This window comes from Mesorhizobium sp. BE184 (assembly GCF_031457045.1).
Classification (GTDB): domain Bacteria; phylum Pseudomonadota; class Alphaproteobacteria; order Rhizobiales; family Rhizobiaceae; genus Mesorhizobium.
Genome location: NZ_JAVDVU010000001.1, coordinates 1540822 through 1555135, shown reverse-complemented (window position 1 = coordinate 1555135; position 14314 = coordinate 1540822). Strand labels below are relative to the sequence as shown.

13 protein-coding genes are annotated in these 14314 nt (G+C 63.3%); 4 read left to right on the top strand and 9 right to left on the bottom strand.

The window, feature by feature from the left end; genetic code table 11:
- Positions 1–7: 7 nt before the first annotated feature.
- Complete coding sequence (locus J2X35_RS07595) at positions 8–1486, bottom strand: ABC transporter substrate-binding protein (protein WP_310183447.1); 1479 nt, start codon at positions 1484–1486, stop codon at positions 8–10.
- A gap of 72 nt (positions 1487–1558) precedes the next feature.
- Positions 1559–2839 carry an acetylornithine deacetylase/succinyl-diaminopimelate desuccinylase family protein gene (locus tag J2X35_RS07590; RefSeq protein ID WP_310183444.1) on the bottom strand — a complete coding sequence of 427 codons (1281 nt, stop codon included), beginning with the start codon at positions 2837–2839 and terminating at the stop codon, positions 1559–1561.
- A 248-nt stretch (positions 2840–3087) separates the two neighbouring features.
- On the opposite strand from J2X35_RS07590, the gene J2X35_RS07585 reads away from it, so the two are divergent.
- A complete protein-coding gene (locus tag J2X35_RS07585) occupies positions 3088–3519 on the top strand; it encodes a L,D-transpeptidase (protein WP_310183441.1) in 432 nt (143 codons plus the stop codon).
- A gap of 286 nt (positions 3520–3805) precedes the next feature.
- Here J2X35_RS07585 and J2X35_RS07580 read toward each other — a convergent pair whose 3' ends face one another.
- The 6 genes from J2X35_RS07580 to J2X35_RS07555 all read right to left on the bottom strand — a co-directional run bounded on the left by J2X35_RS07580 (position 3806) and on the right by J2X35_RS07555 (position 9483).
- A complete protein-coding gene (locus J2X35_RS07580) occupies positions 3806–4807 on the bottom strand; it encodes a lipid A biosynthesis lauroyl acyltransferase (protein WP_310183439.1) in 1002 nt (333 codons plus the stop codon).
- Positions 4804–5835 carry a zinc-binding dehydrogenase gene (locus J2X35_RS07575; RefSeq protein WP_310183437.1) on the bottom strand — a complete coding sequence of 344 codons (1032 nt, stop codon included), beginning with the start codon at positions 5833–5835 and terminating at the stop codon, positions 4804–4806. The genes J2X35_RS07580 and J2X35_RS07575 overlap by 4 nt, the downstream gene beginning before the upstream one ends.
- A gap of 90 nt (positions 5836–5925) precedes the next feature.
- On the bottom strand, positions 5926–7197 hold the full coding sequence (locus J2X35_RS07570; RefSeq protein ID WP_056110109.1) for a beta-ketoacyl-ACP synthase: 1272 nt from the start codon (positions 7195–7197) through the stop codon (positions 5926–5928).
- 11 nt (positions 7198–7208) lie between these two features.
- On the bottom strand, positions 7209–8399 hold the full coding sequence (locus J2X35_RS07565; RefSeq protein ID WP_056110107.1) for a beta-ketoacyl-ACP synthase: 1191 nt from the start codon (positions 8397–8399) through the stop codon (positions 7209–7211).
- 65 nt (positions 8400–8464) lie between these two features.
- Complete coding sequence (locus tag J2X35_RS07560) at positions 8465–8749, bottom strand: acyl carrier protein (protein ID WP_056110104.1); 285 nt, start codon at positions 8747–8749, stop codon at positions 8465–8467.
- A gap of 188 nt (positions 8750–8937) precedes the next feature.
- On the bottom strand, positions 8938–9483 hold the full coding sequence (locus tag J2X35_RS07555; RefSeq protein WP_056110103.1) for a histidine phosphatase family protein: 546 nt from the start codon (positions 9481–9483) through the stop codon (positions 8938–8940).
- 185 nt (positions 9484–9668) lie between these two features.
- On the opposite strand from J2X35_RS07555, the gene J2X35_RS07550 reads away from it, so the two are divergent.
- The 3 genes from J2X35_RS07550 (at position 9669) to J2X35_RS07540 (ending at position 13262) form a co-directional block, all read left to right on the top strand.
- Positions 9669–10619, top strand: a complete 951-nt coding sequence (locus J2X35_RS07550; protein WP_056110101.1) for an AEC family transporter — start codon at positions 9669–9671, stop codon at positions 10617–10619.
- Positions 10620–10740: 121 nt separating this feature from the next.
- On the top strand, positions 10741–12198 hold the full coding sequence (locus J2X35_RS07545) for an NAD-dependent succinate-semialdehyde dehydrogenase (RefSeq protein WP_310183429.1): 1458 nt from the start codon (positions 10741–10743) through the stop codon (positions 12196–12198).
- Positions 12199–12242: 44 nt separating this feature from the next.
- Positions 12243–13262 (top strand): aldose epimerase family protein, encoded by a 1020-nt coding sequence (locus tag J2X35_RS07540; protein WP_310183427.1) that lies wholly within the window; start codon positions 12243–12245, stop codon positions 13260–13262.
- Between the two features lie 12 nt (positions 13263–13274).
- On the opposite strand, the gene J2X35_RS07535 is transcribed toward J2X35_RS07540, so the two are convergent.
- Positions 13275–14192: a sugar kinase gene (locus tag J2X35_RS07535; protein ID WP_310183425.1), complete on the bottom strand. Its 918-nt coding sequence runs from the start codon at positions 14190–14192 to the stop codon at positions 13275–13277.
- Positions 14193–14314 lie beyond the last annotated feature (122 nt).

The following is a 14314-nucleotide window of genomic DNA, read 5'->3' as shown; positions in this document are numbered from 1 at the left end:
GCTGTCCTTAATCCTTCCACTTCACCTTGGTGATGTCGTTGGCCTGGATCGGCGCGTCCGTCCAGAATCCCTCCAGCTTGGCGTCCCAGACGCCAACCTTGGGGAGCTCGAAAAGGAAGCCGACAACGGCGTCCTCGGCGAGGATTTTCTGCGCCTGGCCGAGCAAATCCTTGCGCTTGGCCTCGTCGGAGGTGACCTTCAGTTCCTCGATCACCTTGTCGAACGCGGGATTGTCGTAGTTGAAATAGTAGTCCTTGCGCGAATAGATATCGATGTCGTTCGGCTCTGTATGGGAGACGATGGTGAGGTCAAAATCCTTGCCCTTGAACACTTGCTCCAGCCACTGCGCCCATTCGATCGGAATGATCTCGAGGTCGATGCCGACTTCGCGCAGTTGCGAGGCGATGATCTCGCCGCCGAGACGGGCATAGGAGGGCGGCGGCAGCTTCAGTGTCGCCTTGAAGCCGTTTTCAAGGCCAGCCTCCTTGAGCAGTTCCTTGGCCTTGGCGACGTCGTGCGGGTACATGCCGGTCAGATCGACGTAGTCCTTGCTGGCCGGTGACTGGTGCGAGCCGATCGGCTTGCCGAAGCCGGCGGAGGCGCCCTCGACAATGGCGGCGCGGTCCAGCGCATAGGAGATCGCCTGCCGCACCTTGAGATTGTCGAAGGGCGGCTTCTTGTTGTTCATGGACAGCAGCGTCTCGCCCTCGGTGGCGCCGACGACGACGCTGAAGCGCGGATCGCCCTCGATCTGTGCGACGCCGTCCGGCTGAAAGAACGGGAACGCCTGCACGTCGCCCGAAAGCAGCGCCGGCACGGCGGCGGCTGCGTCAGGCACGATGCGGAACTCGGCCTTGTCGAGGAAGGCCGGCTCGCCCCAGTAGTCGGCGGATTTCACCAGCGTGATCGAAGAGCCCTTGGCCCAGTTCTCGAACTTGAACGGCCCGGTGCCGATCGGCTTTTCCTTGTTGGTGTCGGCGGTTTCCGGCGCCACGATCACCGCATCGCCCCAGCCGAGATTGTAGAGGAAGGAGCCCTGCGGATTCTTCAGGGTGATCTTGACCGTCGCCGGGTCGATCGCTTCGACCGTGTCGATGGCGGCGAACAGGGCTTTCTGGGCATTGGCCGATTTTTCGCCGCGCGCCCGGTCGAGCGAGAACTTCACGTCGTCGGCATTGAAGTCGCTGCCGTCGTGGAATTTCACGCCGCTGTGCAGCTTGAAGGTGTAGGTCTTGCCGTCGTCGGAGATGGTCCAGCTCTCGGCAAGATCGGGCAGCACCTCGCCGCTCGGTCCGATGCGGGTGAGGCCCTGAAAGACATTGGCGTAAAGCACCTCGTCAATGGCGGCGGCGGCGCTGGCGGTGGGATCGAGGTGAGGCGGCTCGAGCGGGATGCCGATCACGATGTCGGTCCGCGCGGCCATTGCCGATGTTGCCGACGCCAGTGCGAGGGCTGTCGCCGCCAGAACGCTCTTCCACGAATTCATCTGCCTACTCCCATTTTCCCGTTCGCAGGATAGAAGCCTGATTTGGCCGCAGAGTAAATCGGCGGCACCACCTCAGTCCCCGGCCTTGCCAAGCAAAAGCACGTTCAGGCCGATCGCCATCACCTTGGCGGATTGCACCATGTCGTCGATGCCAACCCACTCGTCCGGCCGATGGGCAAGATCGAGAATGCCCGGCCCGTAGGCGATGCAGTCGTAGATGTGGCCGATACGCGCAATGTGCTTCTGGTCATAGGTGCCGGGCGAAATGACGTAGTCCGGCTCGCGGTCGAACACCTCCATGATGCCCTGCGCCATCGCCTTGACCACGGGTGCGTCGCGCTCGGTCATCAGCGGCAACACCTCGAACAGGTCGCGGATATTATAGTTGAATTTCGGCCGGTCGCGCTTCAGCCGGTCGAGGATCGATGTTACCTCTGCCTTCACCTCTTCGATGTTTTCCTCCAGCAGGAAACGGCGGTCGATGGTGAGGCGGCAGGAATCGGGAACGTTGGGCGCGGGTAGGCCGGGCCGGAAATCCTCGGTCTGGCCGCCATGGATGGAATTGATGTTCATGGTCGAACGCCGCGCGCCTTCTGGCACCACCGGCATCGCCGTCATCTTGCGGTCGAGCGCCGGGAAAAGCTCTTCCTCGAAGGCTTGCAGCACGGCGCTCATGTGACGCACGGCGCTGTCACCCAGGAACGGCATCGAGCCATGCGCGATCTGGCCGTGGGTCTCGATTTCGGCCCACCAGACGCCGCGATGGCCGAGGCAGATGCGGTCCTTGTTGAGAGGTTCGGGAATGATGACGTGGTCGACCTTCGGCCTTGAAAAGTAGCCGAGCCTGGCCAGATGCGCGACGCCGCCGAAGCCGCCGGACTCTTCGTCGACCGTGCCGGAAATCTCGATGGCGCCGGGGAAATCCGGATAGGTTTCCATGAACGCCTCGACCGCGATGATGGAGGCAGCCAGTCCGCCCTTCATGTCGCAGGCGCCGCGCCCATAGACGCGCCCGTCCTTCACCTCGCCGGCGAAGGGATCGACCGTCCAGCCTTCACCGGCCTCGACCACGTCGATATGCGAGTTGAAATGCACGGTCGGGCCGGGCACGCGGCCGTCGAAACGGGCGACGACATTGATGCGCGGATAGCGGTCAGTGTCGCCGGGCGCGCCTTCGCCGCGAATGAACTCGACGCCGAACCCGCGTTTGCGCAGGCGCTCGCCGATATATTCAGCGCAGGGGCGATAGGCCTCGCCCGGCGGGTTGATCGTGGGAAATCGGATCAGTTCGGCGGTCAGCGTCACCAGATCGTCCCGGCGGGAATCGACGGCGCGGAAAAGTCGGTCGTTCATGCTTGGAGTTGAGCAGGGAACAGCCCCGTTTTGCAAGGGCTGGAGTCTTGGTGCAGGGACGAGGATTTTGCCGGCACAGCGGCGGGCAGAGCAATTTCACGGGAAATTGTTTAAATTTTCCGGTTCGGATCGGTCATTTTCGAAACAACTCGCGGCTAAAGTGAGCGTGGCATCTTTAAAGGAAGGAAAAACTGCGTGAAATAGCACGCGTCGGGGTAGACAAGGGCAATCTAAGAGGGGGTTGACGCATGAAGAAGATGTTTCTCATGGCAATAGCGCTTGGCGCTATGCTTATAGGGTCTTCCGTGGGCGCAAGTGCAGCGGCGCTGGTGGCTAACATCAATGTCTCCACGCAGACAATGACTGTAAGCCGGAACGGGCTGGTCATCTACCGCTGGAAGGTTTCGACAGCGCGCCAGGGGTATATCACGCCGCGCGGCAGCTATCGGCCGCAGCGCATGCATCGCATGTGGTATTCGCGCAAATACGACATGTCGCCGATGCCGTATTCCGTGTTCTTCCGCGGCGGCTATGCCATCCACGGCACCGGGGCCGTCAGGCAACTCGGACGTCCTGCCTCGCACGGCTGCGTGCGGCTGCATACGGCCAACGCCGCGACCTTCTATTCGATGGTCAAGGAATTCGGCCCGAGCAATACGCGCATCGTGGTGACGAACTAGGCTTTTCCGCCGACCCGCAGCAAGGCGGCGTTCAATCCAGAAGTTTTGAGCGCGGGAGCTTTTTTCCGCGCGCTGCCCGCAGCCGTTTGGCCAGGTTGCGGAGCTTTGCGAATTTTTCGCCGGGTTTGAGAATGCGCTCCTCGCCCCATGGCGTCCAGAGTGCGGTGCTTCCCCTACTGGTACTTGTCTTGATCATACGCTTACCCCCAAGCGTTTTTATTCTCGCTGGAAATTATTAACGATCAAGCAAAAAAGGCTGCCGTCCCAGTTTTGGGATGAGAAAGTGTCAGCCGCCGCCAGACACGCCATTGCCTGCCGGCTTTTTCGACCGCCGGCCGCCGCGCGGGCTGATATGCCACCTCTTGTGGAACCACATCCACTGGCCGGGATCTTCACGCACCCACCGCTCCACGACGTCGCACAGCAACTGTGTCGTCGCCTGCACGTCCACCTCGTTCTTCTCGTCGCGCGGCAGGACGAGCTTGTCCTCAATCTGAAGCCGGAAACGGTTGCCCGGCAGGCGGACGCAGCGGGCAGGGTAGACGTCGCACTCATAGTGACGGGCCAGCATGCCCAGCACGGGATTGCTATGGCAGCGCCGGCCGAAGAATGTCGTCTCGACGCCGCGATGGAATTTCTGGTCGACAAGAACGCCGATATTGCCGCCGCGCGACAGGATGCCGGCCAAGGCAAAGGACGCTCCGTTGGCCGAAGGCAGCAGGTCGCCCATGTTGGAGCGGCGGGTCGAGAGGATGTAGTCGGCCAGATAGGGGTTGTTGGGCGGGCGGAAAAGCGCGGTGATCTTCATGCCGAATGTGGCGGCGGCAACCGGCAGCAGTTCGAAATTGCCGAGATGACCGGTGAAGACGATATGCGCCTTGTTCTCGGCGGCGATACGCTCGAAATTCTCGGCGCCCACGACTTCCACCCGGCCTGGAGTGGCGGCGTCGGGATCATAGTCGAACAACTGGTCTAGAAAGACATATTCGGCCGCCAGGCGGGCCATGTTGCCCCACATGTCGAGCGCGATGGCCTGGATCTCTTCGTCGCTTTTCTCAGGGTAGGCGGCGCGCAGATTGGAAACGGCTACGCGGTGCCTGCCGATCCATGGTCCGATACGGCGGGCGGCGCGATCAGCGAAATTCAGCGCCTTGTCAACCGGCAGCAGCCTCAGGACGGCGATCACAGTCATGGCCAGACGCGCCAGCAGCCAGTAGTTGAGCTTCTGCAGCCGCATGGCGAAGCCGAACTTCAGGTCCCGCCGCAGCTTGCCGCGCGACCCGCTCATGTCTCGATGCGGAGGATGATCTTGCCGAAGACGTCGCGGCCTTCCATGCGCTTCAACGCCTTGTCGATCCCGTCGAAGCCGACTTCGGTGTCGATCACCGGATGAACGAGGCCGGCCGCCATCTTCTGCATGGCATTGGCCATGTTTTCCATGCGGCAGCCGAAGGAGCCGAGCAGTTTCAGCTGCTGCTGGAAGAGCTGCATCAAATTCATCTGCGTGGAAACGCCCGAGGTCGAGCCGCAGGTGACGAGGCGGCCGCCGCGCTTGAGCGACAGCATCGATCCCGCCCAGGTGTCGGCCCCGACATGTTCGAACACGACATCGACGCCCTTCTTTTTCGTCAGCTTGCGGACGACGCCTTCGAAACGGTCCTCGCGGTAGTTGATGACGTGATCGGCACCAAGCGCCTTCGCCTTGTCGATCTTGTCCTTCGAACCGACCGTGGTGATGACGGTGCAGCCCATTTTCCTGGCAAGCTGGATCGCCGCCGAGCCGATGCCCGAGCCGCCGGCGTGGACCAGTATGGTTTCTCCCGGCTCGAGCTTGGCATTGTCGAACAGCATGTGCTCGACGGTGCCGAAGGTGACAGGCGCAACGGCTGCGCCAATGGCATCGACGCCGGGCGGCGCGGGCACCAGCAGTCGCGCCGGCAGGTTGATCTTCTCCTGCGCGAAGCCGTCAAGGTGGAAGCCGTGAACGCCGGAGACGTTCTCGCACAGATTGTCGCGTTTCTCGCGGCAGGCGCGGCAGAGGCCGCAGGTACGCGCGCCGTAAATCGATACGAGCTGCCCGGGCACGAGGCCGGATACGCCGGGGCCGACAGCCTCGACCTCACCGGAGGCTTCCGCGCCGATGGTCAGCGGCAGCTTGCGCTTGGCGAAGGCCATGCCGCGCCAACCCCATACATCGATGTGGTTGAGCGCCACCGCCTTGATGCGCAGCGTGACCTCGCCGAGCGCCGGGGCCGGGGGCAGGGGAACGTCGACCGTTTCCAGCCGGCGGTCCTCGATGAGTTGCAGTGCGCGCATCGTTTTTCCTGAAATCAGATCGGCGCGCTCTGAGTGAGCCTCGAAGGACGCACCGCAATATCTATAGCGGTCAACACCGAAGTGAGGCTACTAAACAGGTTCCCGCGCCATGACAAGGCAGGTGTTCTGGCCGCCAAAGCCGAAGGAATTGGAAAGCACGGTGCCGACCTTGGCGACGCGCTTGGTGTTGGGCACCAGGTCAAGGACGATGGCGGGGTCGGGATTGTCGTAATTTATGGTCGGCGGAATGACGCCTTCGCGCATGGTCATCAGCGAGAAAGCCGCCTCGATCGCACCCGCCGCCGAAAGCGTGTGGCCGATCATCGACTTGTTGGAGGAGATCGGAATGGAGCCGATCCGTTCGCCGAACACGGTGGAAAGCGACATATGTTCCATTTTATCGTTTTCCGGCGTCGAGGTGCCGTGGGCGTTGATGTAGTCGATTTCGTCCTCCTTCAGGCCGGCGTCGGCAAGGGCGGCCTTGACAGCGCCGATTGCCGGCGAACCGTCAGGCTTGGAGCGGGTGCGGTGGAAATCGTCGGCTTTCTCGCCGCAGCCGCGCAGGATGCCGAGCACGGTCGCGCCACGGGCAAGTGCGCTTTCCAGCGATTCCAGGACGAGCGCCGCCGACCCTTCGGCCAGGACGAAGCCGTCGCGGTCCTTGGAAAACGGCTTGGAGGCCTTTTCCGGATTGTCGTTGTTGGTGGAAAGCGCCGAAAGCAGCGAGAAGCGGATCAGCGCCTCGGCGGTCGCCGAACCATCGGCGCCGATGGAGAGCGCACGGTCGCATTCGCCGCGCCGGATCGCCTCGACGCCGAGCTGGATCGCCGTCGCGCCGGAAGCGCAGGCCGTGGAGAGCGTGATGGGCAGGCCGGTGGCGCCGAACTGGTCGGCGAGTTTGTCGGCGATGTAGCCGAACTGCGAGGAGCCGAACATATCGAGTGAATTCAGGCGCTGCGCGGCGGCCAGCAGCCGGGCGCCCTCGTCCTCACCGGCGGCGGCTTCATGCAGGGCAAACCGATCGTGCCAGTCGAGTTCCATCGGCGGCGACGCGAGGAACAGCGGGCCGCCGAAATCCGTCGCATCGATACCGGATTGCGTGACAGCCTCCAGGGCTGCCGTCTGCGCGAGCTCGTAGGTCAGCGCGCTCGCGCCCTTGGAACTGGACGCGAGAAAATCCACCGTTCCGGCGATGCGGGTGTTCAGATGATCGATGGGGAATCGGGTGATCGGGTGGATGCCGGACTTGCCGGCGGTGAGCGCCGCCCAGTTTTCTTCCTTGCCGACGCCAAGCGAGGTGACGACGCCGATGCCGGTGACAGCCACGACGGGCCGGCCCAGATGATCCTTCAGGCTGGTCATTCTTGACCCTCTCAGTCGGCGGCGCTGACCAGCGCCATGCCCTCGAAATGGTGATAGCCGATCGCCGTTGCCAGTACCTGGCGCGGAACCTCGCCGAATGGCCGCTCGCTTTCAATGTCGAACGCCGGGTAGGCCGTCTTGTGGTCGACGGCGAGCGCGGCCAGCGCCACGGCGAAGGGAAACTGCGCTTCCTTCATGTGGCCCGTCAGCGAGGTGAAGCCGCGCACGGCAAGATCGGCGCGCGCTGCAAGGGCTGCTTTTTCGGCGGCGGTGGCTTCATGGCTGCCGGAGGCCGCGGAAATCGCCAGCAGCGGCCCGCTCGGCAGGCCCACCTTGTCCAGCAGCGATTCGATCCCGGCAGCGAGTTCGCCACGCGAACGGCGCGACCGCGCCGACACGACCGGGCCGAGAGTCGCATATATCCTGCGGCCGCGCTTTTCGGCGTGTTCGCGCTGTTCGAGCACCAGGAACGCACCGCCCGAGCCGGTGACGACGCCGCCGCCCTCGGAACCGTTGCGCTTCCATACAGATTTCCAGCCGCCGCGATGCAGGTAGCCGCCCAGCTCGTAGCCGAGCAGCATGTCGGGATGCTCGGTCTGGAAGGCGCCGCCCACCAGAACGTGCGTTGACTGGCCGGAACGGATGCGCGCTGCGGCCGTCTCGACGGCTGATATGCCGGCGCCTTCCTCGCCCATGAAGGTACGGGAGGAACCCGTCACCTTGTGGACGATGGAAATGTTGCCGGCCAGGAGGTTGGAAAGCTGCGCGAGGAACAGGGTCGGACGCAGTTCCGTCGTCAGTTTTTCGTTCAGCAGCACGTCGCGGTCGGCGCGGGTGTCGGATGCTGCGAGGATCGCGGCGTCTACCGTCATGTCGCGTTCGCCGCCGCCGGCCGCCACCACCATGTCCATGGCGGCGCAGAGTTCTTCATCACCCTTTATGCCGGCGTCGTCGAGCGCCAGCCCGGCGGCATAGGTGCCGAGCCGCTGCCAGGTTTCCATCTGGCGCTGGTCGCCGCGCTTGGCGATCTGCAGGTTCCAGTCGATTTCCGGCAGCGGGTGAACGGAATAGGGCGCGAAGCGCTCGGCATTGAGCACCGGCGCAGGAGAGGGCGCGGTCAGCCGTTGCCAATGCGCCTCCGGGCCTTCGCCCAGGGAGGAAACAAGGCCGATGCCTGTGATGACGACGTCGCGGGGATTCATGGGAGGCTGTTATCGGGGCAGGCGGCAGCGCCCGTCAAGAGCACCTTTGCCTGCCTTGACGATCGTCAGGTCGCGTTCTTGGCGGCGACGAGGCCGTCGATCTTGGCGCAGAGGTTCTTCATGACGAAATACTCGTCGGTGGACGCCTTGCCGTCATTGACTTCCTGCGTCCACTTTTCGAGCGGAACCTTGATGCCGAATTCCTTGTCGATGGCGAAGACGATGTCGAGGAAGTCGAGGCTATCGATGCCCAGATCGTCGATCGTGTGGCTTTCCGGGGTGATCGTGTCGATATCGATCTCGCTGGTGTCGGCGATAATCTTGGCGACTTTTTCGAACGTGGTGGCCACGGTTTCTTCCTTCGTTTACGCGCAATGGAGGTTCTGCGTTTGCGCGCTGTTTAATCGGTTTTTATAAACAGGAAAAGGCACAAAGTTTCATTAAGCTGCCGGGTATCGTCTATAAGGGCGGTTTCCTGGCTGCCGCGGGACTGCGAAAAGCGGTGCGGGCGGCGCCCCGGGTTCATCAGAAAACTTCATCAGAAAACAATGCGTCCCAGAACGCGCAGGCCGTCGCCATCCGGCGCGACGATAACCGCTTCGCCCTCGCGGGGCGAGATGCCGGTCATGCCCTGGATGTTCTCGACATGGGTGACCATGACCAGATTGTCCGTTCCCGAATAATCCCGGATTTGCGCCAGGATGTCAGCTTCCTGGGTCTTGCGGGACGCCTCGTCGGCTGCCGGCGGGTCCAGCGCCGCAAAGGGTTCCGGCTCCGCTTCGAAAGCGATGCGGGCGGTGTCGAGGCAGCGGCAATAGCGGCTGGAAAGGACCCGCTCGACAGGTGCCGCGCGGGCGCCGAACAGGGCGCCGATCTTGCTCGCCTGCTGCTTTCCGCGCGCCGACAAATTGCGCTGGGTCGAGCATTTCTCGATGTCGAAATTGGCGGGTTCGGTGGTTCCCGGCGCCATCGCATGGCGCAGGAACACCACATGTCCGCCTTCCCGCAGCAGCGCCCAGCCGGCATCCGTCGCGTGGGCGGCGGGTGAGGCCAGCAGAAAAAGCGCAACCAGAAATCGCAGCATTGAAGGCCTTTCAGGAAGCCGCGCGGCATGGCGGCCTCCCGCATATAGGAATGTCAGCACCGGTGAGGCAACCGTGGGTGGTCTCTTGGTCGGTCGAGCGTCGCCCGCGGAATGCACTCCCGATGCCCCGGACTTGTACGATCGGGCGATTGCGCGGCAGGGGCGGCTCGCCTATCAGGGCGGGAATGGGATCGCTCACAGAAACGATATTGTTCGTCTTCGGCCTGGTGGCGCTCGGCTACATTGCAGGGCTCACCGGCTATCTGAAGGCCGAGACGGGCGAAGCTGTTTCGGAATTCGCAGTCGGCGTGGCGATGCCGCTCCTTTTGTTCCGAACCATGATCGACGCCGATTTCCACGGTTCGGCGCCATGGTCCTTCTGGAGCGTGTATTTCGCCGCCGCAGCCATTACCTGGACCGCCGGCCACCTCATCGCGACACGGGTGTTCGGCCGCGATGCGCGCGGCGGCGTTGTCGGCGGCGTATCCTCCTCCTTTTCCAATCTGGTCCTGCTCGGCGTGCCGTTCATGCTCGGCGTTCTGGGGCAGGAGGGTTTTCAGCAATTGTCGCTGCTGATCTCCATCCACCTGCCGATCATGATCATGGCATCGATCATCCTCTTCGAGATGTTCGGTCCGAAGGGCGACGGCCAACTGCACCCGGCGCGCATCCTGCGCATCTTCTTCCGGCGCATTTTCACCAACCCGCTGATCATCGGCATCCTTCTGGGGTGGTTGTGGCGGCTGACCGGCCTGCCGCTGCCTTCGCTCGCCGGGCGGCTGGTCGACGCGCTGGCAGGGATCGCCGCGCCGGTCGCGCTCTTTGCCATGGGGCTTGGCCTGCGGCGCTACGGCATCTCGGGAACAGTCAAGCCGGCGCTGGTGCTGTCAGGGCTGAAGCTGCTGTTCATGCCGGCGATCGTGTTTGCGCTGGTATGGCTGCTCGGCCTCCCGCCACTGACCGCCAAGGTTGCCGTCATGGCGGCGGCACTGCCGTCGGGCGTCAATTCCTATCTGATCTCGACCCAGTTCGGCACCGGCGAGGCTTTGGCCTCAAGCCAGATGACGATCGCTACGGCGCTGGCCGTCTTCACCACGGGGTTCTGGCTGTTCGTAGTGCAGCATACGTTCACCTAGAACCTGGCCTAAACCTATGGGTGGGCGATGGGCTGTCACATGCCCGTGCGGCCTCTATATTAGCCATATCCACCACGGGATCAGAATAAACGCGCGCCACGGCGCGGAGCGGAGGTCGTTCATGCTTCAGAAAACCAGCCATTTCATGCGCCAGGCCAATCTCATCGATGGCGAATGGGTGCAGGCCGATTCCGGCAAGACGATCGACGTCACCAATCCTGCCACCGGACAGAAGATCGGCACGGTGCCGAAATCGGGCGGGGCCGAGACGCGGCGCGCCATCGAGGCGGCGGACAAAGCCTTCCAGACCTGGCGCAAGACCTCGGCGCTGGAGCGCTCCAGGCTGTTGCGCAAGCTGCATGACGCGCTGATGGACAATCAGGATTCGCTGGCCGAACTGCTGACGATGGAGCAAGGCAAGTCGTTGACCGAATCCAAGGGCGAGATCGGTTCTTCCGCAGCCTACATCCTGTGGTTCGCGGAGGAAGGCCGCCGGACCTATGGCGACGTCGTGCCTTCGCCATGGGCGGACCGCCGCATCCTGGTCACCAAGGAGCCCGTCGGCGTCATCGCCGCCATCACGCCGTGGAATTTTCCCTCGTCCATGCTCGCCCGCAAGCTGGGTCCCGCACTTGCCGCCGGCTGTACCGCGGTCGTCAAACCGGCGACGCAGACGCCCTATTCAGGCCTGGCCTGGGGCGCGCTGGTCGAAGAGGTCGGATTTCCCAAGGGCGTGGTCAACATCGTCACCGGCGCAGCCGGCGAGATCGGCGATGAGATATGCGCCAACCCGCTGGTCAAGAAACTCACCTTCACCGGCTCGACCGAAGTCGGCAAGATCCTGATCGCCAAATCGGCTGCGACGGTGAAGAAGGTGTCGATGGAACTCGGCGGCAACGCCCCCTTCATCGTCTTCGACGACGCCGACATCGACCGCGCGGTGGCTGGCGCGATCATGGCGAAATACCGCAATTCCGGCCAGACCTGCGTGTGCACGAACCGGTTCTTCGTCCAGGCGGGCATTCTCGACCGATTCGTCGAAAAGCTGGTGGAAGCGAGCAACAAGCTCAAGGTTGGCGCCGGCACTGAAGAAGGCGTGCAGCAGGGGCCGCTCATCGATGAAAAGGCAGTGGAAAAGGTCGAGGAGCTGATCGCCGACGCGGCGGCCAAGGGCGGCAAGGTCGAGACCGGCGGCAAGCGGCACAAGCTCGGCGGTTCTTTCTTCCAGCCGACCGTGATCTCCAACGCTTCGCCGAAGATGCGCTTCATGAAGGAAGAGATTTTTGGCCCTGTGGCCCCGGTGTTCAAATTCGAGACGGAGGAAGAGGCCGTTTCGCTGGCCAATGACACGGAGTTCGGCCTCGCCTGCTATTTCTATACCAGCGACCTCGGCCGCGCGTACCGCGTCATGGAAGGGCTGAAATATGGCATGGTCGGCGTCAACGAAGGGCTGATCACCACGCCGGAAGCGCCGTTCGGCGGCGTCAAGGAATCCGGTCTCGGCGCGGAAGGCGGGCATCAGGGCATCGAGGATTATCTGGATACCAAATATGTCTGTATTGGCGGACTGGGCTTATAGCCCTATAGGTCTGCCCAACAGCAGGAAGCGGGCAGAGCGACGCCATGAAGGACGGCGAAGAATTTGGCACGACGCAGGCGGGCGAGGCCGTCCGCCGCTTCACCATTCGCGGCGGCGGCCTCAGCGCCAACATCATCGGCTTTGGTGCGATCATCCAGGATTTGAGGCTCGCTGGACATGACGCGCCGCTCGTCCTGGGTTTCGATACGCTGGAAGCCTATGAGCGCGACACGGCCTATTTCGGCGCCCTCGTGGGGCGCTATGCCAACCGCATCAGGGACGGGCGGTTTTCGCTAGCCGGCGCCCGTCACCAGACCGACCGCAATTTTCTCGGCAAACACATGCTGCATGGCGGCGGCAAAGGTTATTTCGGCAGGCCTTGGATGGTTTCGCTGCACGGGCGGGATTTCGTCACGCTGACGCTGCACGACCCGGCTGGCACGATGGGATTTCCCGGCGCGCTGGACGTGACTTGCACCTACCGGCTGAAGATACCGGGCACCCTGAGCATCGAACTGACGGCGACCTGCGAAGAGCCGACGGTCTGCAACCTGACCCAGCATTCCTATTTCAACCTTGACGATGGCGGCGCCGGCGACATACTCGACCACAGGCTGATGCTGCCGGCCGCCGCCTATCTGCCCGTCGATGCTGAGCTGATCCCGACGGGCGTGGTGCAGCCCGTGGACGGCACGCCGTTCGATTTCCGTCAGGCGCGGCCCATCCGTTCGGACCCGGGTGAGGCACAGGTCGATTACGACGAAAATTTCTGTCTCGCGCCGGAACGCGGTCCGCTGAAGCAGGCGGCCTGGCTTCAAGGTGCGCGCTCGGGTGTCGAGATGGAGTTGTGGACGACCGAACCCGGCGTGCAACTCTATGTCGGCCAGCACGTCGCGCCGGCATCGCCGGGGCTGGGCGGGCTGAAATATGGCAAACATGCCGGCCTGTGTCTTGAGTCGCAAATCTGGCCCGATGCGCCGAACCGGCCATACTTCCCGCACGCAACGCTGATGCCCGGCGAAACCTACCATCACGTTTCGGAATACCGGTTCCGGCTTCCTTAGAGCCTGGCCGAGCTAGGCGGCGAAAGCAGTCCGCAGCACGTCGGCGGACGCAAGCGCGCCACGTACCTGAACGACGGCAGCGGCGACCCGGTGCGCGCGCCTTGCCGCTTCGGCCGGCGCATGGCCGGCAAGGCGGGCGGCGAGATAACCGCCATTGAAGGAATCGCCGGCTCCGGTGGTGTCGACGGGCGAGGCGACCGTGACAGCGGGTACCGCGGCTGTGCCGCCATCGCCCACCACAAGGGCAGCATCCTCGCCGTTCTTCACCACAACTTCGCCGACATGCGCGGCCAAACGCGCGGCGGTTTCCTGCGGCGCGCCGTCGCCGAACAGCATCTGTTCGTCGGGAAAGGTCGGCAGGGCGATGTCCGTGACCGCCAGGGCTTCGGTGATTGCGGCCTGTGCCTCATCGCGGCTTTGCCACAGGCGTGGCCGGTAATTGGGGTCGAAGGCGATGCGGCTCCCCGCCGCTCGCGCGGCGGCGATCGCTGTCATCAGCGTCTTGCGCGCGGGCGCGTCGAGAATTGCCAAAGTGATTCCGGAAAAATAGACAAGCGATTGGTTTTGCAGGCTTTTCGTTAGGGAATCAGGCTGCGATGCAAGCTGTTTGGCCGCTGCGTCGTTGCGCCAATAGGTGAAGGAGCGCTCGGCGCCGGTCAGCGTTATGGCATAGAGACCGGGCCGCGCGCCGGCAATGACCGGGCTGGCCCCGATGCCGATGCCGTGTGCTTTGAAGAATGCGATCTGGTTGCGCGAGAAGGGGTCGTCGCCGAAGGCAGAGACGTAGGTGGCCGGGCCGTCCGTCAATGCGGAAAGCGCCCAGAGCGTGTTGAAGGTATCGCCGGCAAATCCCATGCGCCAGTTGCCGTCGGAGCCGCCCGACAGTTCGATCATGCACTCACCGATTGCCGCTATGCCTTGCGTAGTCATGCTTTTCCCGGAATTTTTGACGTTGCGATGCTTTAGCGCTTAAGCGACCTCTGCGCCATGCCTTGACGGGCGTGGTTTTTTCCGGTCCGTAAGATTTTGCAGGCAGGCTGAATCAAGGCTTC

Bases quoted from the DNA above. Each gene is read 5' to 3' on its own strand.
- J2X35_RS07595 (WP_310183447.1), bottom strand. From the start codon at position 1,486: ATGAATTCGTGGAAGAGCGTTCTGGCGGCGACAGCCCTCGCACTGGCG.
- J2X35_RS07590 (WP_310183444.1), bottom strand. From the start codon at position 2,839: ATGAACGACCGACTTTTCCGCGCCGTCGATTCCCGCCGGGACGATCTG.
- J2X35_RS07585 (WP_310183441.1), top strand. From the start codon at position 3,088: ATGAAGAAGATGTTTCTCATGGCAATAGCGCTTGGCGCTATGCTTATA.
- J2X35_RS07580 (WP_310183439.1), bottom strand. From the start codon at position 4,807: ATGAGCGGGTCGCGCGGCAAGCTGCGGCGGGACCTGAAGTTCGGCTTC.
- J2X35_RS07575 (WP_310183437.1), bottom strand. From the start codon at position 5,835: ATGCGCGCACTGCAACTCATCGAGGACCGCCGGCTGGAAACGGTCGAC.
- J2X35_RS07570 (WP_056110109.1), bottom strand. From the start codon at position 7,197: ATGACCAGCCTGAAGGATCATCTGGGCCGGCCCGTCGTGGCTGTCACC.
- J2X35_RS07565 (WP_056110107.1), bottom strand. From the start codon at position 8,399: ATGAATCCCCGCGACGTCGTCATCACAGGCATCGGCCTTGTTTCCTCC.
- J2X35_RS07555 (WP_056110103.1), bottom strand. From the start codon at position 9,483: ATGCTGCGATTTCTGGTTGCGCTTTTTCTGCTGGCCTCACCCGCCGCC.
- J2X35_RS07550 (WP_056110101.1), top strand. From the start codon at position 9,669: ATGGGATCGCTCACAGAAACGATATTGTTCGTCTTCGGCCTGGTGGCG.
- J2X35_RS07545 (WP_310183429.1), top strand. From the start codon at position 10,741: ATGCTTCAGAAAACCAGCCATTTCATGCGCCAGGCCAATCTCATCGAT.
- J2X35_RS07540 (WP_310183427.1), top strand. From the start codon at position 12,243: ATGAAGGACGGCGAAGAATTTGGCACGACGCAGGCGGGCGAGGCCGTC.
- J2X35_RS07535 (WP_310183425.1), bottom strand. From the start codon at position 14,192: ATGACTACGCAAGGCATAGCGGCAATCGGTGAGTGCATGATCGAACTG.